Here is a 25,979-nt window from a genome sequence, read left to right as displayed (position 1 = left end):
AGCCGGGCGGCCCCGATGCCGCCCGTGTGATCTGGGTCACGTCAACGGGACCCCGGTCACTTACAAGTTGTGAACTCCAAGCTCCGCTGAACGGGTTACCGCCGTCAAGTCCTTGACGAAAATCGGGTCCGCCCATTCATGTTCGATTTTCGCCATGCCCCGGACACACGTACGCCACCCCCGGGGACGGAGGTGGCGTAGGTGACGGAAAAGGTGGAGCGCTACTTGAGGGTCGCCGAGGTGAGACCCGCCTGGACCTGCCGCTGGAAGGACAGGTAGACGATCAGCATGGGGATCATCGCGATCGTCACGCCGGCGAACAGGACGGGAAGATCGGTGGCGTACCCCTGCTGTTGCTGGAGCTGGATGAGGCCCTGGGTCAGAACGTAGCGTTCCGGATCCGTACTGTTCTGCGGCTGCATCAGCACCGAGGGCAGGATGTACTGGTTCCACTGGCCCAGCACGTTGAAGATGCCGACGCTGAGCAGTCCGGGCTTGGCCATCGGGAGCATGACCTGGAAGAACGCCCGGGTGTGCGAGGCCCCGTCGAGCACCGCCGCCTCGAAGACCGCCGTGGGCAGCGTCCGGAAGAACGCGTGCATGAAGAACACGGTGAACGGCAGCGAGTAGGCGACGTACACCAGGATCAGGCCTTGGTACGTGTTCAGCATGTCCAGGCGCTTGACCATGAAGAACAGCGGTACCAGGGCGAGGAAGACGGGGAACATGGCCCCGCCGACGAAGAAGTAGTAGATGACCCGGTTGCCCGGGAACTCGTAGCGGGCCAGTACGTACGCCGCCATCGAGCCGAGGAGCATGGTCAGCGGGACGGAGACCACCAGCACGATCAGGGTGTTGGCGAAGTAGTCGCCGATGCCCTTGTTCCAGGCCCGGCTGAACACGTCGAGCTGCCAGTTCGAGGGCCAGCCGAGGGCCGAACCGCCGATCTGCGCGTCGGTCTTGAAGGAACTCAGGACCAGCCACAGCAGCGGCAGGATGATCAGGACGGCCCACAGGGCCAGGAACCCGTGCGAGAAGACGTTGAGGGCCATGCCCTCGGTGCGCTTGTCGCCCGGCCGCGGCGGGGCCTTCCTGACGGTTCGCTGCGGGGGTACTCCGGCGCCGTCGACCTTCGTCGGCTCCGTGATGGGTGCGCTCATAGTCGTGTCTCCCGCTCAGAACTCGATGCGCTCGCGGCGGGTGGCGCGCAGCGTGACCACGGACAGGATCAGGGTGAGAAGGAGCATGACGACGCCCATGGCACAGGCGTAGCCGCTCTTTCCGAAGTAGAGGAAGTTGCGCATCATGACGTTCGCCATGACCTCGCTGTGGTGGTCGGGCCCGCCGCCGTAGCCGGTGCCCTGGGTCGTGGTCGAGACGAGCACGAACATGTCCATCGCGATGATGCCGAGATAGACCCAGGCGGTCTGCACCGTGTCCCACAGCAGGGGCAGGGTGACCCGGAAGAAGGTGTGGGTGCGGCTCGCGCCGTCCAGCAGCGCGGCCTCGTAGATGTCCCGCGGGATGGACTGCATGGCGGCGGAGAACAGCACCAGATAGAAGCCGACGCCGTGCCAGACGACGACCGCCATCAGGCACCAGAGCACCAGGTTGGGCTCGTTCATCCACTCGATGGGACTGTTCGCGTCCACGAGACCCAGCTTGATCAGCAGGCCGTTGAGCAGGCCGCCGCTGTCACTGCGGTAGAGGGCCCCGAAGAGCACCGCGACGATCGCGAGCGACAGCACCTGCGGGAAGAAGTACACGATCTTGTAGAAGCGCGAGCCGGCGACGCCCTGCACGCCACCGGCGCCGCCCCGCCCGCCCGCGTTCACCATGAAGGCGAAGAAGAGGGCGAGCAGGATGGTGATCACCGGGATGAACACCAGGAACAGGATGTTGTGCCAGATCGCTTGGAGGAATACGTCGTCCTGGAACAACGCCTTGTAATTGTCCAGGCCGACGAAACCGAACGTCTGCGACTGGCCCCTCCAGTCGGTGAAGGAGTAGCCGATGGTCTGTATGTAAGGCCAGATCACGAAGATCAGATACAGCGCCAAAGGTGCGAGGAGAAACCCCGCGACGAACCGGTACTGCCCTTTTCGCATGGCATCCTGCCCCTGGTGTTCCGGGTGTGCGTGACCCTGGTGTTCCGGGTTTACGTGATCAGTCGCGGTGGTTCTTCTTGGACTCCGGGTCCTTGGCCGCCTTGTCGACCGCGGCCTGGGCCCGCTTCAGCCATTCCTTCGGCTGAATACGCTTGGACATCAGCTCGTTGGACGCGGTCTCGATGGCCGTACCCATCTCGCTGTACCAGTTGGGGTACAGGTAGTTGAACGTATTGTCGCCCGCGGCCTTCGACGCGTCGACGGTGGACTGCGTACCGGGACGCAGTTCCACGCCGTCGGACACACCGTCCTTGAGGATGGTGAGCGAGTTGGCCTTCTGCGCGAAGAGCGTCGACCACTCCTTGGAGAGCATGGAGCGCATGAACTCCTTGGCCTCGGGCAGGTTCGCGGCCTTCGCCGGGATGATGAACGGCTCGCCCGAGCCGGCCCGGATCGCCTCGAACGGCAGCTTGCTGTCGGGCAGGAGAGGCATCGGCATGAACTTCATGTCGAAGTCGGCCGGGGTCTGCTTGAGCTGCTCGTTCTCCAGCCAGGAGCCACAGGTGATGAAGGCGGCCTTGTACTGGTTCCACCGGGTCTGCGACTCGGTGTGGGTGAGGCCGTTGGTGCCGGGCATCAAGTAGCCCTTTTCCACGATCTCGTAGATCGCCTCGACGGCCGCCTGGGCGGCGTCGGACCCGACGAACGCCTTGGGGTCGAGGTTGTCGATCGCCTTCATGGCGTCCAGACCGCCCTTCTTGGCGATCAGGTCCATGATGGCGACGTTGATGTAGTACGGGTACTTGCCCTGGTGGGCGAGACCGCCGATGCCCTGCGACTTGGCGTCCTTGCAGATGGCGAGGAAGTCGTCCCAGGTCTTCGGAACCTCCCAGCCCTTCTCCTTGAAGAGCTTGCCGGAGTACCACAGGCCCCACACCGTGTAGATGTAGTTCAGCGAGACGACCTTGCCGCCCTGCAGGCCCGGGTCGAGCGTGCCCGGGATCAGGGTGTCGCGGACCTTCTTGCTCGGGTCGTCGATGGACGGCGCGTCCAGGACCGCGGCCAGGTCGAGGAGTTGGCCGCTCTTGTAGAGCACGTCCAGCTTGATCTGCTGGGCGCCCGAGTCGTCGACGATGTCCGGCGGGTTGCCGCCGTTGAAGCGCGGCTGGAGCTTGCCGGTGATCTCCTGCGTGCCGGTGTGGGCGCTCTTGCTGCCCCACTTCTTGTCGAAGGCCGCTTCCCACGCCTTGGCGTACTCGTCGCCGTAGCCGCCCTTGAAGACGACGACGTCGAGCTTGCCGCCGCCCTTCTTCACGCCGAAGGGGTTGTCCTTGCTGGTCTTGCCGGTGCCCTTGTCGCCCGAATTGTCGTCGTCGCCCCCGCCGCTCGCACACGCGGACAGGAAGCTCATCGTCGGGACGGTGATCAGACCGAGTGCGGCCGACCTCTTGATGAGGTCACGGCGGCCGACACCCTCGGGGCTGCTGTTCTCGGCGGAAGTGGATCCCATGCTCAAGTCCTCGCCTTCTCCAGGACTCAGGCGGTGAACCGGATCCTCCCCGGCACCGCGGTTAGGTCAAGCTGGGGTCGTGCGTGGGGGATTCAGTGGGACGAATCGGCGGTAGGTGTATCGACCACGGTCCGCCGGCCCTCGAAATTCCCCCCTGGGTCCTGCCTGTCCAGCGCCAGTCGATCGACTGGCCGGACGCGACAGGTATAGTCCACTTCCCGCCAAGGGAGCAAGATCGAATGCAGGTTTGCCCGTCGGTCTTTTCCGAGTTGAGACCTCCCGGAAATATGGGGCAGCTCCGGACCACCCCGGCGAAGATCCATAGAGGGCCAACCTCCCGCAATGAACGCAATGCACGGTTCGTCACACGGTATTCACCCCGGATGCCACACCCAACACCCTTGACAGCACTGACAACTTGGCTCCCAAATGGTCCTTGCGCATCGAATTTGACAACGTTGTCCAGGTGCAGGGAGGGTGCTCGCGCATGCAGCACAGAGCTCGGTACAGACAGAGTTCCACGAGTCGGACCGGATGGCTTTCCCCTACGGCACTGGGGGTGGCAGCGCTTTCCCTGATGGTGGCATCGCAGGGCGCGGCGGTCGCCCTGCCCGCTCAAGCGGCGGTCGCCGACCGGGATTTCAGTTCCTCGTTCGAATCGGGCGATCCGGCTCCGGACTGGCTCAACACGGTGGATACCGCTCCTGACGGGACGAAAAGGTCCTCAGGTGTCGACGGCGGCTACAGCACCGGTATCCCCGGCAATGTCACCGACCATGTCACCGACGTGCGGGCCAGCGGCGAGAACACGGGCGCGGGCGAGGTCAAGGAGAACCTCGTCGACGGCGAGTCGAGCAGCAAGTGGCTGACCTTCGAGCCCACCGGCTGGGCGGAGTTCGACCTGGACGCGCCGGTCAAGGTGGTCACGTACGCGCTCACATCCGCAAACGACCACGACGAGCGCGACCCCGCGGACTGGAGCCTCCAGGGGTCCACCGACGGCAAGGACTGGAAGACCCTCGACACCCGCTCCGGCGCGTCCTTCGGCGAGCGGTTCCAGACGAAGTCGTACGACATCGAGAGCCCCGTCGAGTACCAGCATTTCCGTCTTGAAGTCACCAAGAACAACGGCGGCGACATCCTGCAGCTCGCCGATGTCCAGTTCTCGACGGGCCCGAGCGACGACCCGACGCCCAAGGACATGCTCTCGCTCGTGGACCGGGGGCCGAGCGGCTCGCCGACCGCGAAGGCGGGCGCGGGCTTCACGGGCAAGCGGGCCCTGCGCTACGCCGGCACCCACAAGGGCGACGGCCGGGCGTACTCGTACAACAAGGTCTTCGACGTGAACGTCGCCGTCGGGCGCGACACCGAACTGTCGTACCGGATCTTCCCCTCGATGGCGGACGGCGACCGGGACTACGACGCGACGAACGTGTCCGTGGACCTGGTCTTCACCGACGGCAGCTCGCTCAGCGAGCTGAACGCCACGGACCAGCACGGATTCGCGCTGACACCACAGGGCCAGGGCGCTTCCAAGGTGCTGTACGTCAACCAGTGGAACAACGTGTCCTCGCGGATCGGGTCCGTCGCGGCCGGGAAGACCGTCGACCGGATCGTCGTCGCCTACGACTCGCCGAAGGGCCCGGCGAAGTTCCGCGGCTGGCTGGACGACGTCTCGCTGAAGACCGCCGCCCCGCGAAAGCCCGAGGCGCATCTGTCCGACTACGCGTTGACCACCCGGGGCACCAACTCCAGCGGCGGCTTCTCGCGCGGCAACAACTTCCCGGCGACCGCCGTCCCGCACGGCTTCAACTTCTGGACGCCGGTGACCAACGCGGGCTCGCTGAGCTGGCTGTACGACTACGCCCGCGCCAACAACGCGGACAACCTGCCCACCATCGAGGCGTTCAGCGCGAGTCATGAGCCGAGCCCCTGGATGGGTGACCGGCAGACCTTCCAGGTGATGCCGTCGGCGGCCTCCGGCACCCCGGAGACCGGCCGGGCGGCCCGCGAGCTGGCCTTCCGGCACGAGAACGAGACCGCGCGGCCGTACTACTACGGCGTGACCTTCGAGAACGGTCTCAAGGCGGAGATGGCACCGACCGATCACGCCGCCGCCCTGCGCTTCACCTACCCCGGTGACGACGCGAACGTGATCTTCGACAACGTCACCGAGCAGGCGGGGCTGACACTCGACCGCTCGGCGGGCGTGGTGACCGGCTACTCGGACGTGAAGTCCGGCCTGTCGACCGGCGCCACGCGGCTCTTCGTCTATGGGGTCTTCGACGCCCCCGTGGCCGAGGGCAGCTCCAGCGGCGTCAAGGGCTACCTGAAGTTCAAGCCCGGCTCCGACCACTCCGTCACCCTGCGCCTGGCCACCTCGCTCATCAGCCTCGACCAGGCCAAGGACAACCTGCGCCAGGAGATCCCGGACGGCACGTCGTTCGGGGCGGTCAAGGCCGGGGCCCAGAAGCAGTGGGACCGGCTGCTCGGCAAGGTCGAGGTGCAGGGCGCGACGCCGGACCAGCTCACGACGCTGTACTCCAGCATGTACCGGCTGTACCTGTACCCCAACTCCGGTTTCGAGAAGGTGGGTTCGAAGGACCAGTACGCCTCGCCGTTCGTCCCGATGCCGGGTCCGGACACCCCGACCCACACCGGCGCGAAGATCGTCGACGGCAAGGTGTACGTCAACAACGGTTTCTGGGACACCTACCGGACGACCTGGCCGGCGTACTCCTTCCTGACGCCCGGTCAGGCGGGAGAGATGGTCGACGGGTTCGTGCAGCAGTACAAGGACGGCGGCTGGACCTCGCGCTGGTCCTCGCCCGGGTACGCGGACCTGATGACCGGCACCTCCTCGGACGTGGCGTTCGCGGACGCGTACGTCAAGGGCGTCGGCTTCGACGCGGAGTCGGCGTACGACGCGGCGCTGAAGAACGCGACGGTCGTCCCGCCGACCTCCGGTGTCGGCCGCAAGGGCATGGCCACCTCCCCCTTCCTGGGCTACACGAGCACCGCCACCGGCGAGGGCCTGTCGTGGGCCATGGAGGGCTACGTCAACGACTACGGCATCGCCGAGATGGGCCGGGCGCTCTACAAGAAGACGGGCAAGAAGCACTACAAGGAGGAATCGGACTACTTCCTCAACCGCGCCCAGGACTACGTGAACCTCTTCGACTCCAAGGCCGGCTTCTTCCAGGGCCGGGACGCGAAGGGCGACTGGCGGGTCGACTCCGCGAAGTACGACCCGCGCGTGTGGGGCTACGACTACACGGAGACCAACGGCTGGGGCTACGCCTTCACCGCGCCGCAGGACTCGCGGGGGCTGGCGAACCTCTACGGCGGCCGGAGCGGGCTCGCGGAGAAGCTCGACACGTACTTCGCCACGCCCGAGACCGCCTCGCCCGACTTCGTGGGCTCGTACGGCGGGGTCATCCACGAGATGACGGAGGCCCGGGACGTACGAATGGGCATGTACGGGCACTCCAACCAGGTGGCCCACCACGTGAACTACATGTACGACGCGGCCGGGCAGCCCTGGAAGACCCAGAAGAACGTCCGCGAGGTCCTCTCCCGGCTCTACACCGGCAGCGAGATCGGGCAGGGCTACCACGGTGACGAGGACAACGGCGAGCAGTCGGCCTGGTACCTCTTCTCGTCGCTCGGCTTCTACCCGCTGGTGATGGGAAGCGGCGAATACGCCATCGGTTCACCGCTGTTCACCAAGGCGACGGTCCACCTGGAGAACGGCCGGGACCTGGTGATCAAGGCCCCGCGGAACAGCGCGAAGAACGTGTACGTGCAGCGTGTGCGGTTCAACGGCAAGCAGTGGAAGTCGACTTCGCTGCCGCACTCGCTGATCTCCCGCGGCGGGGTGCTGGAGTTCGACATGGGTGCCAAGCCGTCCTCGTGGGGCACCGGAAAGAACGCGGCGCCGGTGTCGGTCACCGAGGACGACAAGGTGCCGTCACCGCGCTCGGACACCCTGAAGGGAGACGGCGCGCTGTTCGACAACACCTCGGCGACGGACACCGCGGTCACCTCGGTGGACCTGCCGGTCGGCGCCGCAACCGAGGGAGTCCAGTACACGCTGACGTCCTCGGACCACGCGAAAGCCCCGGCCGGCTGGACCCTCCAGGGTTCCTCGGACGGGACGACGTGGAAGGACCTCGACAAGCGCTCCGGCGAATCCTTCCGCTGGGACAGGCAGACCCGGGCGTTCACGGTCGCGGACCCCGGCTCGTACGCCCACTACCGCCTCGTGCTCGACGGCGAGTCGACCCTCGCGGAGGTGGAACTGCTGGCCTGACACACGGGCGAAGGGAAAGGGGCGGGCCCGGAGGAGACTCCGGGCCCGCCCCGCGTTCATGGACGGATCAGCTCACCGACTCGTCGGCTCACCGGCTCACCGGCTCACCGGCTCACCGGCTCACCGGCTCACCGGCTCACCGCGAGGGTGAAGACATGCAGGTCCGCGTTGTCCGGGAGTTTGACGCTCTTGATGCTCTTCCCCGCCGGTGCCTGGAAGGGCTGGGTGGCGAAGACGTAGGTGGCCACCGGGTCCTTGTCGGCGCCGGCGACATTGCGGTACGCCGCCTTGGCGATGGTCTTGTTGCCGTACTGGACGGTGCCGCCCCCGCCGCCGACGGTCCAGTCGGTGAAAGACAGATCGACGGAGTCGGTGCCGCCGTCGGTGTACGTGACGGTCGCCCTGGTCTGCTGGTTGCCGTTCACGGCGCTGCCGATGAAGGACAACCGGCCGACGGGGTCGGCCAGTTCGATGGTCTGCGCGGTCGCCGAGGCGTTGTCGGGGCGGCCGGACGGCGAGTTCGGCCAGGTGTAGGTGAGCCCGTCCACCGTGCCCTGGGTGCCCGGGGTCAGGCCCACGTCGGCGAGGGCCTGACGGGAGTAGCTCCAGCCGCCGCCGTCGTAGTCGGCCTCGTCGTGGTCACCGCTGTCGTCGGAGACACCGGTGTTGTTGTAGGCCGCGAGGAGGGACCCCGGGGCCGCGACCGTCAGGGCCACCGGCTGGGCGTACGACGTGTCGGCCGAGGTCACCTTGACCTTGACGTCGTAGAAGCCCTGCTCGGCGTCGTCGGCGGCGGTCAGGGTGATCCGCTGGGCTCCGTCGGTCACCGTGCCCTCGGCCGGCGTCGCCGTCACGCCGTCGGGCACGTCCACATGGAAGCGGACCTCGGGGCCGGCGCCGCCGCCGAGGGCCAGGGCGCGGATGTCGAGCGCGGTGTTCCCGCCGGGCGCGAGCGTCGCCGCGGTCGGGCCCACACCGATCTGGTACGGCTGCTCGCCCGTGCGGAAGGAGGGCGGCGCGGCCGACTCGGCACTGCCCCAGTTCTTGTCGGGCGTGCCGGACAGCGTGTAGTCGAGCGTGCCGCCGTCGCGGACGAAGGAGGCCGGGACCCACGGCCGTTCGCTCGTACGGCCGTCGACGCGCAGTGACTGGACGTACGGGGCGTCCGCGGCCGCGCCCCGGGCCCGGATCTCGATGTCGTCGCCGCCCGGACGCTCGATCTCGATCCTGGGGAACAGCGGCGAGGACAGGGTGAGTTCGCCGCGGGAGGGCACCTGGGGGTACATGCCGAGCGCGGAGAAGACGTACCAGGAGGACATCTCGCCGAGGTCGTCGTTGCCGGGGATGCCGCCCGGCTCCGTCGACCACAGCCTGCTCATCGCCGCACGGACGGTCTCCTGTGCCTTGTAGGGCGCGCCCGCGTAGTCGTACAGGTAGGGCACGTTGACGGACGGCTCGTTGTCCAGCTCGGACTTGTCGCCGCCGCTGCCGGTGAACGCCCAGCTGCCGTCCGCGTTGTGGAAGAACGTGTCGAGGCGGTCGAGTGCCTTGGCGCGCCCTCCCATGGCGGCGAAGAGGCCCGCCGGGTCGTGCTGCACCATCCAGGTGTACTGGGCCGCTGTGCCCTCCACGAAGCCGTTGCCGGTCGCCGGGGTGAACCCCGTGACCCAGCTCCCGTCCGCCTTGCGGTTGGCGATGTAACCGCCACCGGGGTCGGCCGCGATGTTGAAGGTGTTCTGCCACCACTGGGAACGTTGGGCGAAGTCGGCGGCCGTCTTCTTCTCCCCCGCGGCCGAAGCCAGTTGGGAGATCGCGAAGTCCGCCCCGGACATCTCCAGGGTCTCGGCGGCGCCGCCCCAGGCGTTGGACACGGACGGCATGTAGTGGTGTTCGAGGTACTTGTCGAGCGAGGGCCGCTGGCCGACCGAGAGCACGGGCTTGCCCGCCGAGGAGAGGTCCCCCTCGGTCGGCACGGTGGCCGCCTTGACCAGGGAGGCGAGCGCGCCGCGCAGGTCGAAGTCCGTGCCGCCGAAGGCGCGGATGCCGGCGAGGGCGGCCGGTGACGGGTCGCCGTTCATGACGTGCGTGCCGCTCGCGCCGTGCAGCCAGCGGTCCCAGACTCCCCCGTTCTGCCGGGCGAGTTCGAGCAGCGACTGCGCGATGTCGGAGCCGGTGTCCGGTTCGAGCAGCGTCAACAGCTGGACCTGGGAGCGGTAGACGTCCCAGCCGGAGAAGGTGCCGTACTGCGCCGCGTGGCCCCGGCCCACCGTGTGCACCTTGTCGTCCGGGCCGCGGTATCTGCGGTCGGCGTCGCTGATGACGTTCGGGTGCAGGAGGGCGTGGTAGAGCGCGGTGTAGAAGGTGGTGCGGTCGGTGTCCGCGCCGCCGCCCACACCGATCGCGCCGAGCTTCTCGCGCCAGGCACGGTGGGCGGCGCGCCGCACCGAGTCGAAGGAACGGGACGGCGGGTTCTCGGCCGCGAGGTTGGCGGCGGCACCGGCCTGACCGACGTACGAGATGCCGACCTTGACGTTCACCGGGTCGGTGCCGGGCTCGAACTCCACATAGCCGCCCGCCCCCTTGCCCGCGACGGGTCGGCCGCCCTGCCCGAAGCCTCCGGTGCCGCCGCTCGCCTCGGTGGCGCCCGGGCTCAGCTTGTCGTCCTGCCAGGTGCCGGTGGTCTTGAAGTCGCGGTCGAAGCGGGCGGTGAAGTAGAGCGTGTAATAGGAGCGTCGGCCCTCGGGGTCGAGGTAGCCGCAGAAGTTCCCGGAGGTGACCGAGCCGGAAACGGTGCGTGTCTTGGGGTCGATCCGCACCGTCGAGTCGGTCGAGCCGACCTCGGAGTTGGCCGTGCGGATCAGCAGCGAGGCGGGCTTGTCGGCCGGGAAGGTGAAGCGGCCCGAGCCGGTGCGCGCGGTCGCGGTGAGGTCGGCCGTGACGCCGGAGGCGAGTCCGACCTTGTAGTGGCCGGGCTCGGCCTGCTCGTCGGAGTGCGCGAAGCCGGCCGCGTAGACGGCGTCCTTGGTGTCGCTCGCCGGGGAGGAGGTGACCTCGCCCGCGTACGGGAAGAACGGGATGTCGCCGCTGCCGCCCGCGCATCCCGTTCCGGACATGTGGGTGAGGCTGAAGCCCCGGATGCGCGTGGCGTCGTACTGGTAGCCGCCGGGCGCGGCCGTGCGGGTGGCGTCCCCGCGGGTGTTCTCCGGGCTCCAGGAGAGCATGCCGAAGGGCGTGACGGCGCCCGGGAAGACATTGCCGCCGTTCCTGGTGCCGATGAGCGGGTCGACGTACGCGGTGGGGTCCTGGACGAGTTCCGGTGGACCTGACGGGGGTGCGGCGAGCGCCGGAGTGGCGCCGGCGACCGTCAGGGCGACGGCCAGCAGGACGGATGACGGACGGAAACGCATGACGCGGCCCCTCCTCCTTCGGACGGGTCGCGCACCACAGGTCGCACAAGCCGCAGGGACAGTAACGTGCGCCACGGGTACCACGGAAGACCGCCTGCGCCGCCGGGACGCGCCCGGCGCGCACCCCGATGGCGCCACCGAAGGCGCGCTCGGCGCGCGCCTCATGGCGCGGGCTGCGCCGGTCGGCTGTCAACTGGCTTGACATCGTTGTCCGTTGAGGCGATAGAGTCGTGTGCAGACCGTTCGACAACGTTGTCGCACACCGCGGTCGCCACAAGCCGCACCATCCCGGGCAGGGCCTCCCCCGACCCGTCCGGGCTCGCGGACCGGGCGGGTCCGAACCCACCCACCCGGTCCGCCCCGAGCCTTGCTCGTTCAACCGACCCGACAGGGAATGGCCGTCGACGGATCGTCGCCCGAGCCCGAGACGACGTACCCGAACGTCGCACCGCCCCCCGGACTCAGCGAGCCGTTCCAGTCGGCGTTGTGCACCATCACGTCCTGGCCGCTGTAGGTCGCGTTGCCGTTCCACAGGCTGGCGACCGACTGACCGCCGGGGAGCGTCCAGTCGACCATCCAGCCGAGCATCGGGACGTCTCCGGTGTTGGTGACGGTCACCTCGGCCTGGTATCCGCCGGACCAGCTGTTGGTGGTGCGCCGGGTCGCGGAGCACGCACCGGGCGGGGGTTCGGTCGGGTTGCCGGGGTCGTGGATTCCCGTGACCTCGCCGTTGCCGCCGTCGAAGACGACGTCGGAGCAGGAGTAGAAGGTCTCCGCGCTGTCCGAGCGCTGCCAGACCATGTAGACGATGTGTCGGCCGGTCTTGCCCGCCGGCAGCCTGCCGCTCCAGGAGTAGTTGGCCTCGACCGTGCCCGGGGTGCCGTTGAGCGCCGGGTGGTCGACGGCGAGGAACGGCTGGTCCTCCATGGCGTCCCAGGTGAGCGCGCGGGTCGGGTCGAAGCCGTCCTTGGTGATGTAGACGTAGAACCAACCGGGGTGCGCGGCCCAGGCGTTGTACGCGAAATCGACGGTCGCGCCCGAGGTGAGATGGGTCAACGGCCAGTCGGAGCGCGGCAGATCGAAGCCGGTGAAGTTGGGGTTGCCGCCACTGCACAGCTGTCCGTCCGGGACGAAGCCGCGGGTGCGCCCCGCACCGTCCGAGCGCAGCACCGAGAACCAGTTGTAGAACGGCGTGGTCCCGCTGACCTGTTGTGCCGCCTTGCAGGCGGGGTTCACGGGTTTGATCTCGCCGGTGTCGGTCAGCCCGTCCTGCCGGCACAGGAACGTGCGGCTGCCGGGCTTCATGGGCGTGCCGTGCGCCTCCGCCCGCCCGCCGGTCATGACGATCAGGGCGAGAGCCGGAAGCGCGGCCAGCAGGGCGAGGAGGACGAGGAAGGTGGACGGGCGGCGGGCGGGGAGCCGTAATCGGGAGAGCGGTCGTCGCATTCGTGTTAAGTACATGACAATCTGCTCCTTCGTGGGACCGTGCGGGATCCGGGGTGAGGTGGGAGCGGCTCCCGGGGGCGGGTTCCGGTCCGCCCGATGGGAGCGCTCCCACCTCACTCGGAAATTAGCGCGCGCGGGAACCCCTGTAAACGCCTGGCGCATCCCGCACACCCGTGGGTCGCGCTCCGGTCCCCCGGACGGGCCCACGAGCCGGTCGCGCTCACCTCCGGGGGAAGACGGCCGCTTCCCCTCCGGCTCGGGGCGCCGGTGTGCGCTCCCCTGCGGCCGGAACGGCCGGGAGGGCGGGCTCCGCGGCCGGGAGGGCGGGCTCCGCGGCCGGGAGCTCGACGGTGAACTCCGTACGGCCCGGGACGCTCTCGGCGTGGATCCGGCCGTGGTGGGCCGTCGTGATCGCTGCGACGACGGCCAGGCCGAGACCCGAACCGCCGTGCCCGGGAGAGACGCGGGAGCGGGAGGAGTCGGCCCGGGTGAAGCGTTCGAAGACTCTCGGCAGCAGGGAGGGCGGGATGCCGGGGCCGTCGTCGCGGACCCGGATCGTGCGGGACGTGCCGGTGGCCTCCACCGTGGCGACGACCGTCGTACCGGCCGGCGTGTGCGCGCGGGCGTTGGCCAGCAGGTTGGCCACCACCTGGCGGAGCCGGGCCTCGTCGCCGACGACCAGTGCCGGGGAGTCCAGGAGCAGGGCCAGCTGCCAGACGTGCTCCTCCCCCGCGGCCCGCGCGTCCCACACCGCCTCGGCGACCAGCGCCGCCAGGTCCACCTCCGCCGACTGCAACGGCCGCCCCTCGTCCAGCCGGGCGAGCAGCAGCAGCCCCTCGACAAGGCTCGTCATCCGCGCCGACTCGGCGGACACCCGCCGCCAGGCCAGGGCCGGTTCGAGCTGCCCGGTGCCCCGGTTCATCAGCTCCGCGTATCCGGCGATGGACGCCAGCGGCGTACGGAGTTCATGGCTCGCGTCGGCGAGGAAGCGGCGCATGCGTTCCTCGCCGCGGCGCATCTCCTCCTCCACGCTCCGGCGTTCCGCGAGGGAGGTCTCGACGTGGTCGATCATGCGGTTGAGCGCGGCGCCGACCTGGCCGGCCTCGCTGCCGGGGTCGGCGTCCCGTTCGGGTACCCGGGTCAGGCCGGTGACCCCGCCGTGCCCCAGGGGCGAGCGGGAGACCTCGAAGGCGGTGGCGGCGACCTGTCCGAGCGGACGCAGCTGACGCCGGATGACGACCGCGCAGACGCAGCCCGCGACGGTCAGGCCGGCGGCCGCGACCACCCCCTCGACCACGACCAGGCCACGGATCATGTCCTGTACGTCGTCCATCGGGAGCCCGGTGAGCACGGGCCGTCCGCCGCCGTCGAGCGCGGTGACACGGTAGGTGCCGAGCCCGGGAACCGTGCGGGTGTACAGCGAACCGTTCGCCTCGATGCCGCCGAGAGCCGAGCGCTGGGCGGCGCCGAGGTCGCGCAGCCCGCCGGACCTGCTCACCACCTTGGCCGCGATGACGGCCCCGTCGTCGTCGAGGCGGGCGGCGATCGTGCCGATGGGCCGGCCCCGCTCGTCGAGGAAGGAGAGGTCCGTCTCGACGCCCGGCCCGATGGAGACGCCGCCCTGGCTGCGCTCGGCGGCGTCGCCGACCCGCTGGTCCAGGTTGCCGAGCAGCCAGGCGCGTTGCGCGAGGACCGTGGTGAACGCCATGGTCACGCACACCGCGACGAGTACCAGGCAGATGAGGACGAGGAGGCGGCCCCCCAGGGACCGCGTGCGCCGGAGCGGCGGGCGCGGGGAGCACGTCCGCGGAGAGCGCGTCCGCCGGGACCGGGTGAAGCAGGATCGCCCGCACGGTCGAGTCCATCGTGGGCGGCGCGCACGGGGCGGGGTGCTCATCTCCCGCCCTCCGGCGGCCTGGTGGCGGACCGGAAGCCCCTCACCGTGCGCATCGTCGGTGCCCGTCCCTTGCCGAGCCGCGTCGCGGGCAGGGCGCTCCGCCCGCCCGCCGCCGGGCAGGGCCGGCCGTCCGCCTCCGTCACGGCGGCGGACAGCGGTTCGATGAGCACCGGCCCGTCGTCCGCGGTCGGCACACGGACCCGGACACGGCCGACAAGGACCCCAGAAGCGCCAGACATGGGGCAAGCCTGTCCCGGCCCGCTGGGGGAATCCTGTGTTCCACCTGAGCACCGCCGATGTCCTGAAACCGACTTCGGGGGCGGACGGCGAAGGGCCGCACCCCCGTCACCGGGGATGCGGCCCTGAACAGCCGAGAGCTGCCTTACAACTGCCTTACCGGACCGCTCAGTTGCGGATCAGGTTGCGCAGCACGTACTGCATGATGCCGCCGTTGCGGTAGTAGTCCGCCTCGCCGGGGGTGTCGATGCGGACGACCGCGTCGAACTCGACGCCGGTGTCGGTGGTGACCTTCACCGTGCGCGGCGTGGTGCCGTTGTTGAGCTCCTCGACACCGGTGAAGGAGAAGGTCTCCTCGCCGGTCAGACCGAGGGACTCGGCCGTGGCGCCCTCCGGGAACTGGAGCGGCAGAACGCCCATGCCGATGAGGTTCGAGCGGTGGATGCGCTCGTACGACTCGGCGATGACGGCCTTGACGCCGAGGAGCGCGGTGCCCTTGGCGGCCCAGTCGCGGGACGAGCCGGAGCCGTACTCCTTGCCCGCCAGGATGACCAGCGGGATGCCCTGCTCGATGTAGTTGCGCGAGGCGTCGTAGATGAAGGAGACGGGGGCGCCTTCCTTCGTGAAGTCGCGGGTGTAGCCGCCCTCCGTGCCCGGCGCGATCTGGTTGCGCAGGCGGATGTTGGCGAACGTGCCGCGGATCATGACCTCGTGGTTGCCGCGGCGCGAGCCGTAGCTGTTGAAGTCACGACGCTCGACACCGTGCTCCGTGAGGTACTTGCCTCCGGGGGTGTCGGCCTTGATCGCACCGGCCGGGGAGATGTGGTCGGTGGTGACCGAGTCGCCGAGCTTGGCGAGGACGCGCGCGCCGGCGATGTCCGAGACCGGGGTGGTCTCCATCGTCATGCCCTCGAAGTAAGGGGGCTTCCGGACGTACGTCGACTGCGGGTCCCACTCGAAGGTGTTGCCCTCGGGGATCGGCAGCGCCTGCCACTGGGCGTCGCCCGCGAAGACGTCCTGGTAGGACTTGTTGAACATGTCCTCGCCGATGGCGTTCGCCACGACATCGTTGACCTCGGCCTCGGACGGCCAGATGTCGGTCAGGTAGACCGGCTTGCCCTCGGTGTCGGTGCCGAGCGCGTCGCGGGTGATGTCCACCTTCATGGAGCCCGCGAGGGCGTAGGCGACGACCAGCGGCGGGGAGGCCAGGTAGTTCATCTTGACGTCGGGGTTGATACGGCCCTCGAAGTTCCGGTTGCCGGAGAGGACCGAGGTGACCGCGAGGTCGTGGTCGTTGACGGCCTTGGAGACCTCGTCCGGCAGCGGGCCGGAGTTGCCGATGCAGGTGGTGCAGCCGTAACCGACCAGGTTGAAGCCGACCTTGTCGAGGTAGGGGGTGAGCCCCGCCTTGTCGAAGTAGTCGGTGACGACCTTGGAGCCCGGGGCGAGGGTGGTCTTGACCCACGGCTTGCGGGTCAGGCCCTTCTCCACGGCCTTCTTCGCGACGAGCGCGGCGGCGACCATGACGTACGGGTTCGAGGTGTTGGTGCAGGAGGTGATGGCCGCGACCGTCACCGCACCGTGGTCGATCTCGTAGGTCGAGCCGTCGGGGGCCGTGACCGTGACCGGGTTGGTCGGCACGCCGTTGGCGGCGGCCGGGGAGTCGGAGGCCGGGAAGGACTCCTTGCCCGCCTCGTCGTCGTCGGCGACGTAGTTGCGCACGTCGCTCTTGAACTGCTCGGCGGCGTTCGCGAGGACGATGCGGTCCTGCGGGCGCTTCGGGCCGGCGATCGAGGGGACGACCGTGGAGAGGTCGAGCTCCAGCTTCTCGGAGAAGTCGGGCTCGGCGGCCGGGTCGAGCCAGAGGCCCTGCTCCTTGGCGTACGCCTCGACGAGCGCGAGCTGCTGCTCGGAGCGGCCGGTGAGCTTGAGGTACTTGATGGTCTCGCCGTCGATCGGGAAGATCGCGGCGGTGGAACCGAACTCCGGCGACATGTTGCCGATGGTGGCGCGGTTGGCCAGCGACGTGGCGGCCACACCCTCGCCGTAGAACTCGACGAACTTGCCGACGACGCCGTGCTTGCGCAGCATCTCGGTGATCGTGAGCACCAGGTCGGTGGCGGTCGTGCCGGGGGTGAGCTCACCGGTCAGCTTGAAGCCGACGACGCGCGGGATGAGCATGGAGACCGGCTGCCCGAGCATCGCGGCCTCGGCCTCGATGCCGCCGACGCCCCAGCCGAGCACGCCCAGGCCGTTGACCATGGTGGTGTGCGAGTCCGTACCGACCAGAGTGTCGGGGTAGGCCTGCCCGTTGCGGACCATGACGGTGCGCGCCAGGTGCTCGATGTTCACCTGGTGGACGATGCCGGTGCCCGGCGGGACGACCTTGAAGTCGTCGAACGCGGTCTGGCCCCAGCGCAGGAACTGGTAGCGCTCCTTGTTGCGGCCGTACTCCAGCTCGACGTTCTGGCCGAAGGCTTCCTTCGTGCCGAACTTGTCGGCGATGACGGAGTGGTCGATGACCAGCTCGGCCGGGGAGAGCGGGTTGACCTTCGCCGGGTCGCCGCCGAGCTCCTTGACGGCCTCACGCATGGTGGCGAGGTCGACGACACAGGGCACGCCGGTGAAGTCCTGCATGATCACGCGGGCGGGCGTGAACTGGATCTCCTGGCTGGGCTGGGCCTGGGAGTCCCAGTTGCCGATGGACCGGATGTGGTCGGCGGTGATGTTCGCGCCGTCCTCGGTCCGGAGCAGGTTCTCCAGCAGCACCTTCAGGCTGTACGGAAGGCGAGCCGAGCCTTCCACCTTGTCCAGCCGGAAGATCTCGTACGACTCGTCGCCCACCTGCAGCGTGCTGCGGGCGTCGAAGCTGTTCGCCGACACGACAGTCTCCTTCATTGATGTGCGCGTTCCCACCGCATCCTGCCGCCACGACGTCATGGCCGATCCGCTAAGGTAAGGCTAAGTTAGGTAGCCCTTACCGTCGGACGGGCGACGCAGTGCGACTGCGGTACGCCTCGGCAGATATCTCGATGTCGAGATAACTCTAATGCATGGGGGCGGGCAGGTCATGTCCGGGCGCCCTCATGTCCGGCCGGAGTCGCTTGTCCGGTGACGAGGAGAAGGCCCGCATCGCCCGGCATCACCCGGTCGGGCCATCCGGGACGAGCACCACTTCCGGCACGGGCGCCACGCGCCGAGCCGCAGCACCACCCGACCACGGCGTCCGGCCCGGGCACGCCCCCGCTCCGGCGACGCCCCACCTGGACGAGTCCCCCGGCTCCCCACGAAGCCCGACCGGGCGAGACCCCTCCACGAACCCCCTCCTGAACATGCGCGCCGTGCGCGCCGCGCAGCGAGGCCTCCCCGCGTCCCGGAGTCCAGGCGCCCCAGGGACGGAATCCGCCACCCGGGAGACGGGGCCAACCAGGCTTCGCCAGGGGGAAATTGACGCCCCGAAGCCGAGGACAGGCACATCGGGGCTCTTTCGGGGTACCCGGTGTCCGCCGGGAACGTCTCGGCGGACACGACAGAGGGGGCACCCGTGCCGCTCACCTTCCGCAAGAGCTTCCGCATCCTTCCGGGACTGCGACTCAACATCAACCGCAAGTCATGGTCCATCACCTCCGGCGGAAAGAACGGGCCGAAGCGCACGCACAGCAGCACCGGACGCAGGACGACGTCGATGGATCTGCCGGGCCCGTTCGGCTGGCGCAAGACGACCCGCAAGTCAAAGTGACCCAATAGCGACAAATAGCATCAGCGCCGACGAACCGTCACGGAAGCGCCGCTTCACGGCACTCATCGGCGGGGACGTCGACCGCGGCACCCCTGGAACCGCCGCGACTGTCGCCGCCGCGCCGGGCCGCGGGGCCCGAACTCCCCGCCGGCCGGGCCCTGCTGGACCCGACCACCCGGAAGGCCGCGCTCCATTTCTTTTTATCTCACATCCGATATACGGTCGCGCCATGGCAGACGACTACCTCGTACGTATCGGCAAGCTCATTCGTGACGCCCGGCAACACCGGGGCTGGACACAGTCGCAGCTTGCCGAGGCGCTCGGCACCAGTCAGAGCGCCGTCAATCGCATCGAGCGCGGCAACCAGAACATCAGCCTTGAGATGATCGCCCGAATCGGTGAGGCGCTGGACAGCGAGATCGTCTCGCTCGGTTACGCGGGTCCGATGCATCTGCGCGTCGTCGGCGGGCGTCGTCTGTCCGGCTCGATCGACGTCAAGACCAGTAAGAACGCCTGTGTCGCGCTGCTGTGCGCCACGCTCCTGAACAAGGGGCGGACGGTGCTGCGCCGGGTGGCCCGCATCGAAGAGGTGTACCGCCTGCTGGAGGTACTCGGGTCGATCGGTGTCCGCACCCGGTGGATCAACGACGGGGTCGACCTCGAGATCGTGCCGCCGAGCGAGCTGGACATGGAGGCCATCGACGCCGAGGCCGCCATTCGCACCCGGTCCATCATCATGTTCCTCGGCCCGCTGCTGCACCGCCTGGACGCCTTCAAGCTGCCGTACGCGGGCGGTTGCGACCTGGGCACCCGGACCATCGAGCCGCACATGATCGCGCTTCGCCGGTTCGGCCTCGACATCGCCGCGACCGAGGGGCTCTACCACGCCCAGGTCGACCGGTCCGTCACGCCCGGACGGCCGATCGTGCTGACCGAGCGCGGGGACACGGTCACCGAGAACGCGCTGCTCGCCGCCGCCCGCCACGACGGCGTCACCGTCATCCGCAACGCGTCCTCCAACTACATGGTCCAGGACCTGTGCTTCTTCCTGGAGGCCCTGGGCGTCCGGGTGGAGGGCATCGGCACCACGACGCTCACCGTGCACGGCGTGCCGAACATCGACGTCGACGTGGACTACTCGCCCTCCGAGGACCCGGTCGAGGCGATGAGCCTGCTCGCCGCCGCCGTGGTCACCGAGTCCGAGCTGACGGTGTGCCGGGTGCCGATCGAGTTCCTGGAGATCGAGCTCGCGGTCCTGGAGGAGATGGGCCTCGACCACGACCGTACGCCGGAGTACTTCGCGGACAACGGCCGCACGCGACTGATCGACCTGACCGTACGGCCCTCCAAGCTGGAGGCGCCCATCGACAAGATCCACCCGATGCCGTTCCCCGGCCTGAACATCGACAACGTCCCGTTCTTCGCGGCCATCGCGGCCTCCGCGCAGGGCAAGACGCTGATCCACGACTGGGTCTACGACAACCGGGCGATCTACCTCACGGACCTCAACCGCCTCGGCGGCCGGCTCCAGCTCCTCGACCCGCACCGCGTCCTCGTCGAGGGCCCGACCCGCTGGCGCGCCGCCGAGATGATGTGCCCGCCCGCGCTGCGCCCCGCCGTGGTCGTCCTGCTCGCGATGATGGCGGCCGACGGCACCTCGGTACTGCGGAACGTCTACGTCATCAACCGCGGCTACGAGGACCTCGCCGAGCGTCTGAACTCGATCGGCGCACAGATCGAGATCTTCCGGGACATCTGATCGGCGGAGTGTCGTGCCCCTAGGAGATGAGGGGCACAACACTCCTAAATGCCTGCTGACCTGCTGTTACACACTTGCGGGATCCTCCATTGATCATCGCTGTTTTTCATCACCTTGTGCAACGCGCGTGCAAGATGATCTTAAATTGGTGACGACGCATCAGAGATATCTGAGTATCCGTCAGTCTTCACGGAGAGTGCTCGCCAAAGGGGCCTCGCAATGTCCGCACCGACGGTGCCACTGGCGTTCCTGAGATCCGGAGTTCAGTCCTCGCCGCGCACGCGCATCAATCGCACTACACCGCTACGGCCAGTTCCAGCCCGGACCTCCACGCGCACCGGCGCTCCTTCGATCATCCGGCTGACCCCCACGTCCGGGTCGGCGACCTGCTGACCGAGGCGCCCGCCGACAGCATCCGCGACGCCCCTGCCCGGGAGCGCGACGAGACGAGCAGTGAAACGCGTGCTGCCGTCGTCGGGCCTGCCAACGGAATGGGAGAGCGGACGCGTACGTCGAGGCCAGCAAGGTCATCAAGACCATGAAGGACACCTGCGCGGACATGTCCGTCAAGTACAAGGAGACGGCCCGGGGCGGGCTCGCGGTGTACATCATCGAGTGTTGAGGTAACAGGCTCTGACCAGCGCGTTTGTGTCTTTCAGCGCTGTCAGGGCCTTCCCTGCTTACGCGGGGGAAAGTCCCTGGAACGTCCCTGGGACAGGCTTGAAAGTCCCCGAAAAGTCCCCGAAAAGTCCCCGGGATGTCCCCCGAGGCACTTCGCTGATTGCGGTTGGGCACGGCCCGACTTCAGGACCGACCCGGCGATCTTGAGGCCGCCTGGGTACGAGTGCAGTGGGTACACGCCAGGTAGCGAGACCTACGCATTACGAGACAGAGCCTCCGTATCCCCGGGCACCGATCTGCATGTGGCTCGCTCCTGCTCCGCTGGCCCCGGAAGCAGCAGATGTCCTGTCAGACCCCATCGGTACGCTCCCCCTGAAGTGCAGCGAGCATGAGGGGAAGCAGTGGTCGGGGACCCGTATTCGGAGATGCGCCAGCGGTACTGGGAGCGGGGAATCGCGCTCCCCGAGGATTGCAAGACCCCGGAGAAGTGGGAGGCGGTCTACCGGACTTACGGTACGAAGTCCGAGATCGTCGACCAGCTACCACCCGTGGGCCGGTGGAGCTTTGAGACCTTCACCGCGTATCTGCTGTACCGCGAGGTACGCGGCGAGATCCGGAAAGGCGGAGGCCCAGGCGATGCGGCGGTGGACCTGATCTACGACGAACTATGGGAGGAGGACGGTCAGGAGAATCGCCATTGAATCGCGGTGCAGTGCAAACACACCACGGTCGGGAGGAACGTGGGGGTGCCGACGCCCTACGAGGTCAACGGCACGGCCTTCGAAGAGCACGGCGCAGATTCCGCCTACGTTGTCACGAACGGTGGCTTCACGCAGCCAGCCATCGACTTCGCCAGCAGGCACACCCGCATCAAGCTCATCGGCCGCAACAGGTTGCGCCAAGCCTTCATTGGCGGGGCGACGTTCCAGACGGTGCTGGCCGGGCTGCCGCTGCCGCGTTTCGAGGGCGGGCGCCTGGTCCTGGCGGTCGACGTGTCGCCATGGCTCCGCTCGGATGCGCCATGTTCAGCAGAGCGGCTGTTTTGCCACGTCTACGGCCGCGCGAAGACAGCATCGCAGTTCATTCCGGGCTGGCCCTACTCCTTCGTGGCCGTGCTGGAGCCGGGTGCCACCTCTTGGACCGCGATCTTGGACACGGTTCGGCTCGGCCCGGCGGACGATGCGACCGCGGTCACCGCCGCCCAGCTCCGAGGAGTCGTTGAACGGCTCGTCGCCGCAGGCCAGTGGCAAGCCGGGGACCCGGCCATCGTGATCGTCAGCGAGGCCGACTACGACGTCACCCGTCTGGCCTGGGTCCTGCGCGACCTGCCGGTCGAGATGGTCGGCAGGGTCCGCTCCGACCGCGTCATGCGCCTGCCGAAGCCGCCGAGGATGCACGGCGTCAACGGCCGGCCGCCCAAGCACGGCCCGGAATTCCGCTTCACCAAGCCGGAGACCTGGCCCGAGCCCGCGATCACTGACACCAGCAACTACGGCAAGGCCGAAACCCACGCGTGGGACCGGGTGCACCCCAGGCTCACCCACCGCTCCTCCTGGCTCGACCACGACGGCGAACTGCCCCTGGTCGAGGGCACGTTGATCCGGCTGAAGGTCCAGCACCTGTCGAAGGACCGGGATGCCCCGCCGGTGTGGTTATGGTCCTCCAAAACCAGCGCCACCCCTGACGACGTGGACCGTTTCTGGCAGGCATTTCTCCGCCGCTTCGACCTGGAGCACACCTTCCGCTTCGCGAAACAGACCCTGGGCTGGACCACCCCGAAACTCCGCACTCCCGACGCCGCGGACCGCTGGACCTGGATCCTGATCGTCGCCCACACTCAGCTCCGACTTGCGCGGCCCCTCGCTGCAGACCTCCGCCGGCCCTGGGAGAAACCCGCCAACTCCGACCGGCTCACCCCGGCCCGGGTCCGCCGAGGGTTTCGGAACATCCGCGTTCACCTCGCCTGCCCGACCCGTGTTCCCAAACCCCGAGTCAAATGCCTTGGGGAGAGACAGAGATGCGTCGCATCAAGCTTCTGGGAGCAGCGGTGGCCGTCGCAGGGGTGCTCGGCGTCAGCGGGGCGAGCCTGCTCAGCGTCTCCGCACCGATGCCCCCGCGATCGATCGAGGCGGACTCGGGATGGCAGACCGTCGGCCCCTCGGCTTCCGCGAACAGCGACTCGGGATGGCAGTAGGAAGCCGGATCCGAGCCGACTTCGAGGGTCTGCCATGACAGCGTCATCCACACAGTACGACTCCGACTACCTGCTCAGGCTCCGCGACAAGCTGCAGATGGCCCCGGTCGAGACCGTAGCGCTGCAGGAGCTCACGATCGCCGGGTCACCGCGCAGCACCATCGAAAGCCCTGACTACACGCGCACACTCGCCGAGTTCGACGGGCCTTTGCCACCCATCCTCGTGCACCACGACTCGATGACGGTGATTGATGGAATCCACCGTCTTCTAGCCGCACAGATGCGGGGGCGGACGCACATTGACGTTCGCTACTTCGAAGGCAGTGCAGAAGACAGCCAGTTGCTGGCCGTGGCCCTGAACGTCGCCCACGGTCTGCCGCTTTCACTCGAAGAGCGTACGACGGCAGCCTTGCGCATTCTCACGCGTCATCCGGACTGGTCCGACAGGTCAGTCGCATCAATAGCCGGCCTGTCACCGAAGAAGGCCGCGGACATCCGTCGCGACCTCTTCAGCGACGCGATGGGAGGCAAACGAGTGGGTCGTGACGGTCGCACGCGCCCGCTGGACGCCTCACAGGGACGCATGCTGGCAGCCGAGTTCCTCATGCAGAACCCAACGAGCTCACTGCGGCAGATAGCAAAGGAAGTCGGAATCTCCCCCACCACCGTCGCCGACGTGCGAGACCGTCTGGCGCGCGGAGAGAGCCCGACCTTGCACGAAGGTCTCCCCCTGCGGCGCCCGTCCGAGCAGCGGCGCCCAGCGCGCCGGCCGGCGGCGTCTCCTTCCCCGTCAGGCAGCGTTCCTGTCGCCGAACTCGGGACCGTTCTGGAGATGCTGCGACGAGATCCTTCCCTGCGTCTGAACGATGTCGGACGGTCCATGCTCCGCCTGCTCGATGCCAGCGCCGCATTTGCCAGGAACAGGGAGAGCATCGCTGCCAGCTTGCCCCCGCATTGCATGACTGCCATGGCAAAACTTGCGCAAGGCTACTCGCGTAGCTGGCAACTCCTGGCAGAGGAGCTACGCGACCTCAGCGGTGGCGTGTAAACGGGGCATGCAGTACCTGCACACGGGGTGTCTTCGTACGCGGGTGTCCGCCGTTGAACGACGGCGGACACCCAACCGGTCTCACGCCTTTGCCGGCTCCTCCAGGCGGGGGAAGAGGACCGCGCCCTTCGTGACCGTGGAGCCGGCGGGCAGCCTGCCCCAAGTTCCAGTCTCCTGGACTGTCTGATCGGCGAGGGCACCCAGGGACGTCTCGGCCCCCAGGGAATCCCAGAGCTTCTCGGAGGTGTCCGGCATGATCGGGTGCAGGAGCACCGCGACCGCCCGGAGCGACTCCGCAGCGGTGTACAGGATCGTCGCCAGGCGTGCCTGACCCTCCTTGGAGGTGTCCTTGGCGACTTTCCACGGCTCCTGCTCCGTGATGTAGCCGTTGACCTGCTTGATGAAGTCGAAGATCGTCAGGATGCCGCCCTGGAAGTCCAGCTCCTCGCCGATCCTCCGGTCGGCCTCGGCGACCGTCGTGGCCAGACCGTTCTGAACCGCCTTCTCGGCCTCGCCCGCCGTCGATGCTTCCGGCAGGGAGCCTTCGAAGTACTTGCCGACCATGGCAGCCACGCGGGACGCAAGATTGCCGTAGTCGTTCGCGAGCTCGCTCGTGTAGCGGGCCGTGAAGTCCTCCCAGGAGAAGGAGCCATCCTGGCCGAAGGCGATGGCGCGCAGGAAGTACCAGCGGTACGCGTCGACGCCGAAGTGTGAGGTCAGATCCTGGGGCTTGATGCCCGTCAAGTTCGATTTGCTCATCTTCTCGCCGCCGACCATCAACCAGCCGTTCGCGGCGATCCTGCCGGGCAGCGGCAAACCGTTGGCCATCAGCATCGCAGGCCAGATGATTGCGTGGAAGCGGAGGATGTCCTTGCCGACCAGGTGGACGTCAGCCGGGAACGTCGACTCGAACTTCTCCGGGTTCTCGTTGTAGCCGACCGCCGTGGCGTAGTTGAGCAGCGCGTCGACCCAGACGTAGATGACGTGCTTGTCGTCCCAGGGAATCGGGATGCCCCAGTCGAAGGTCGACCGGGAGATCGACAGGTCCTGCAGGCCCTGGCGGACGAAGTTCACCACCTCGTTGCGCGCGGACTCGGGCTGGATGAAGCCGGGATTGGCCTCGTAGTGGGCGAGCAGCTTGTCCCCGTACTCGCTCAGCTTGAAGAAGTAGTTCTCCTCCTTGAGGATCTCCACCGGCTTCTTGTGGATCGGGCAGACCTTCTGCCCCTCGTACTCGCCCTGGCCGTCGATCAGGTCACCGGGAAGCTTGTACTCCTCGCAACCCACGCAGTACGGGCCTTCGTAGCCGCCCTGGTAGATCTCCCCCTTGTCGTAGAGATCCTGGACGAACTCCTGGACTCGGTCCGTGTGCCGCTTCTGCGTCGTGCGGATGAAGTCGTCGTTCGCGATCTCGAGGTGCTCCCAGAGCGGCTTCCAAGCCCCCTCCACGAGCCTGTCGCACCATTCCTGCGGGGAGACCCCGTTCGCGTTCGCGGTGCGCATGATCTTCTGACCGTGCTCGTCCGTGCCAGTGAGATACCACACCTGCTCGCCGCGCTGACGGTGCCAGCGGGCCAGCACGTCACCTGCGACGGTTGTATAGGCGTGACCCAGGTGAGGAGCGTCGTTGACGTAATAAATGGGGGTCGTGACGTAGAACGCCTTCGCCCCGGCAGGCTCGGATCCATTGGACTTCATGAC

At 68.1% G+C, this 25,979-nt stretch carries 13 protein-coding genes and 2 pseudogenes; 6 read left to right on the top strand and 9 right to left on the bottom strand.

Features of this window, described 5'->3' with window-relative positions:
• Positions 1 to 221: 221 nt before the first annotated feature.
• Genes OG788_RS33370 through ngcE form a run of 3 tightly spaced genes read right to left on the bottom strand, consistent with a single transcriptional unit; the run spans position 222 to position 3,618 of the window.
• Positions 222 to 1,160 (bottom strand): carbohydrate ABC transporter permease, encoded by a 939-nt coding sequence (locus OG788_RS33370; protein WP_351535739.1) that lies wholly within the window; start codon positions 1,158 to 1,160, stop codon positions 222 to 224.
• 15 nt (positions 1,161 to 1,175) lie between these two features.
• Entirely contained in the window at positions 1,176 to 2,108 is a 933-nt protein-coding gene (locus OG788_RS33365; RefSeq protein WP_351535737.1) for a sugar ABC transporter permease, read from the bottom strand.
• Between the two features lie 58 nt (positions 2,109 to 2,166).
• A complete protein-coding gene (gene ngcE / locus OG788_RS33360; RefSeq protein WP_406374850.1) occupies positions 2,167 to 3,618 on the bottom strand; it encodes an N-acetylglucosamine/diacetylchitobiose ABC transporter substrate-binding protein in 1,452 nt (483 codons plus the stop codon).
• Positions 3,619 to 4,105: 487 nt separating this feature from the next.
• Here ngcE and OG788_RS33355 point away from each other — a divergent pair, with 487 nt between their 5' ends.
• Positions 4,106 to 7,930: a GH92 family glycosyl hydrolase gene (locus tag OG788_RS33355; protein WP_406374849.1), complete on the top strand. Its 3,825-nt coding sequence runs from the start codon at positions 4,106 to 4,108 to the stop codon at positions 7,928 to 7,930.
• Positions 7,931 to 8,058: 128 nt separating this feature from the next.
• On the opposite strand, the gene OG788_RS33350 is transcribed toward OG788_RS33355, so the two are convergent.
• The 5 genes from OG788_RS33350 to acnA form a co-directional block, all read right to left on the bottom strand.
• Positions 8,059 to 11,337: a GH92 family glycosyl hydrolase gene (locus OG788_RS33350; RefSeq protein WP_406374848.1), complete on the bottom strand. Its 3,279-nt coding sequence runs from the start codon at positions 11,335 to 11,337 to the stop codon at positions 8,059 to 8,061.
• Positions 11,338 to 11,712: 375 nt separating this feature from the next.
• Complete coding sequence (locus tag OG788_RS33345) at positions 11,713 to 12,798, bottom strand: lytic polysaccharide monooxygenase (protein WP_406374847.1); 1,086 nt, start codon at positions 12,796 to 12,798, stop codon at positions 11,713 to 11,715.
• A gap of 205 nt (positions 12,799 to 13,003) precedes the next feature.
• The gene (locus tag OG788_RS33340) at positions 13,004 to 14,491 is read right to left on the bottom strand and encodes a sensor histidine kinase (RefSeq protein ID WP_406374846.1); all 1,488 of its coding nucleotides are present in this window, start codon (positions 14,489 to 14,491) and stop codon (positions 13,004 to 13,006) included.
• A gap of 185 nt (positions 14,492 to 14,676) precedes the next feature.
• Positions 14,677 to 14,919, bottom strand: coding sequence for a hypothetical protein (locus OG788_RS33335; protein WP_406374845.1), 243 nt, complete (start codon positions 14,917 to 14,919; stop codon positions 14,677 to 14,679).
• 166 nt (positions 14,920 to 15,085) lie between these two features.
• Positions 15,086 to 17,800 carry an aconitate hydratase AcnA gene (gene acnA, locus OG788_RS33330; RefSeq protein WP_406374844.1) on the bottom strand — a complete coding sequence of 905 codons (2,715 nt, stop codon included), beginning with the start codon at positions 17,798 to 17,800 and terminating at the stop codon, positions 15,086 to 15,088.
• A 661-nt stretch (positions 17,801 to 18,461) separates the two neighbouring features.
• On the opposite strand from acnA, the gene OG788_RS33325 reads away from it, so the two are divergent.
• From OG788_RS33325 to OG788_RS33305, 5 genes and pseudogenes are all read left to right on the top strand, one after another.
• Positions 18,462 to 18,656: a DUF4236 domain-containing protein gene (locus OG788_RS33325; protein ID WP_351535723.1), complete on the top strand. Its 195-nt coding sequence runs from the start codon at positions 18,462 to 18,464 to the stop codon at positions 18,654 to 18,656.
• 229 nt (positions 18,657 to 18,885) lie between these two features.
• Positions 18,886 to 20,415, top strand: a complete 1,530-nt coding sequence (locus OG788_RS33320) for a UDP-N-acetylglucosamine 1-carboxyvinyltransferase (RefSeq protein WP_266763517.1) — start codon at positions 18,886 to 18,888, stop codon at positions 20,413 to 20,415.
• 505 nt (positions 20,416 to 20,920) lie between these two features.
• Positions 20,921 to 21,037, top strand: a pseudogene (locus OG788_RS33315) (hypothetical protein); the annotation flags it as partial.
• Between the two features lie 400 nt (positions 21,038 to 21,437).
• The gene (locus OG788_RS33310; RefSeq protein ID WP_406374843.1) at positions 21,438 to 21,737 is read left to right on the top strand and encodes a hypothetical protein; all 300 of its coding nucleotides are present in this window, start codon (positions 21,438 to 21,440) and stop codon (positions 21,735 to 21,737) included.
• Positions 21,738 to 21,743: 6 nt separating this feature from the next.
• Positions 21,744 to 23,072: pseudogene (locus OG788_RS33305) on the top strand (NF041680 family putative transposase); the annotation flags it as partial.
• A 1,287-nt stretch (positions 23,073 to 24,359) separates the two neighbouring features.
• Here the strand turns inward: OG788_RS33305 and metG are convergent.
• A complete protein-coding gene (gene metG, locus OG788_RS33300; RefSeq protein WP_406374842.1) occupies positions 24,360 to 25,976 on the bottom strand; it encodes a methionine--tRNA ligase in 1,617 nt (538 codons plus the stop codon).
• Positions 25,977 to 25,979: the final 3 nt, after the last annotated feature.

The sequence above is a fragment of the Streptomyces sp. NBC_00647 genome, from assembly GCF_045207245.1.
Lineage (GTDB): Bacteria > Actinomycetota > Actinomycetes > Streptomycetales > Streptomycetaceae > Streptomyces.
Note: the sequence above shows the minus strand (reverse complement) of the source record. Positions and strands in the feature narration are given on the sequence as shown.

Excerpts from the sequence above, each read along its gene's own strand:
- ngcE (WP_406374850.1), bottom strand. The coding sequence starts at position 3,618 with ATGGGATCCACTTCCGCCGAGAACAGCAGCCCCGAGGGTGTCGGCCGC.
- OG788_RS33350 (WP_406374848.1), bottom strand. The coding sequence starts at position 11,337 with ATGCGTTTCCGTCCGTCATCCGTCCTGCTGGCCGTCGCCCTGACGGTC.
- OG788_RS33370 (WP_351535739.1), bottom strand. The coding sequence starts at position 1,160 with ATGAGCGCACCCATCACGGAGCCGACGAAGGTCGACGGCGCCGGAGTA.
- OG788_RS33335 (WP_406374845.1), bottom strand. The coding sequence starts at position 14,919 with ATGTCTGGCGCTTCTGGGGTCCTTGTCGGCCGTGTCCGGGTCCGTGTG.
- OG788_RS33355 (WP_406374849.1), top strand. The coding sequence starts at position 4,106 with ATGCAGCACAGAGCTCGGTACAGACAGAGTTCCACGAGTCGGACCGGA.
- OG788_RS33340 (WP_406374846.1), bottom strand. The coding sequence starts at position 14,491 with ATGGCGTTCACCACGGTCCTCGCGCAACGCGCCTGGCTGCTCGGCAAC.
- metG (WP_406374842.1), bottom strand. The coding sequence starts at position 25,976 with ATGAAGTCCAATGGATCCGAGCCTGCCGGGGCGAAGGCGTTCTACGTC.
- OG788_RS33320 (WP_266763517.1), top strand. The coding sequence starts at position 18,886 with ATGGCAGACGACTACCTCGTACGTATCGGCAAGCTCATTCGTGACGCC.
- OG788_RS33345 (WP_406374847.1), bottom strand. The coding sequence starts at position 12,798 with ATGTACTTAACACGAATGCGACGACCGCTCTCCCGATTACGGCTCCCC.
- OG788_RS33365 (WP_351535737.1), bottom strand. The coding sequence starts at position 2,108 with ATGCGAAAAGGGCAGTACCGGTTCGTCGCGGGGTTTCTCCTCGCACCT.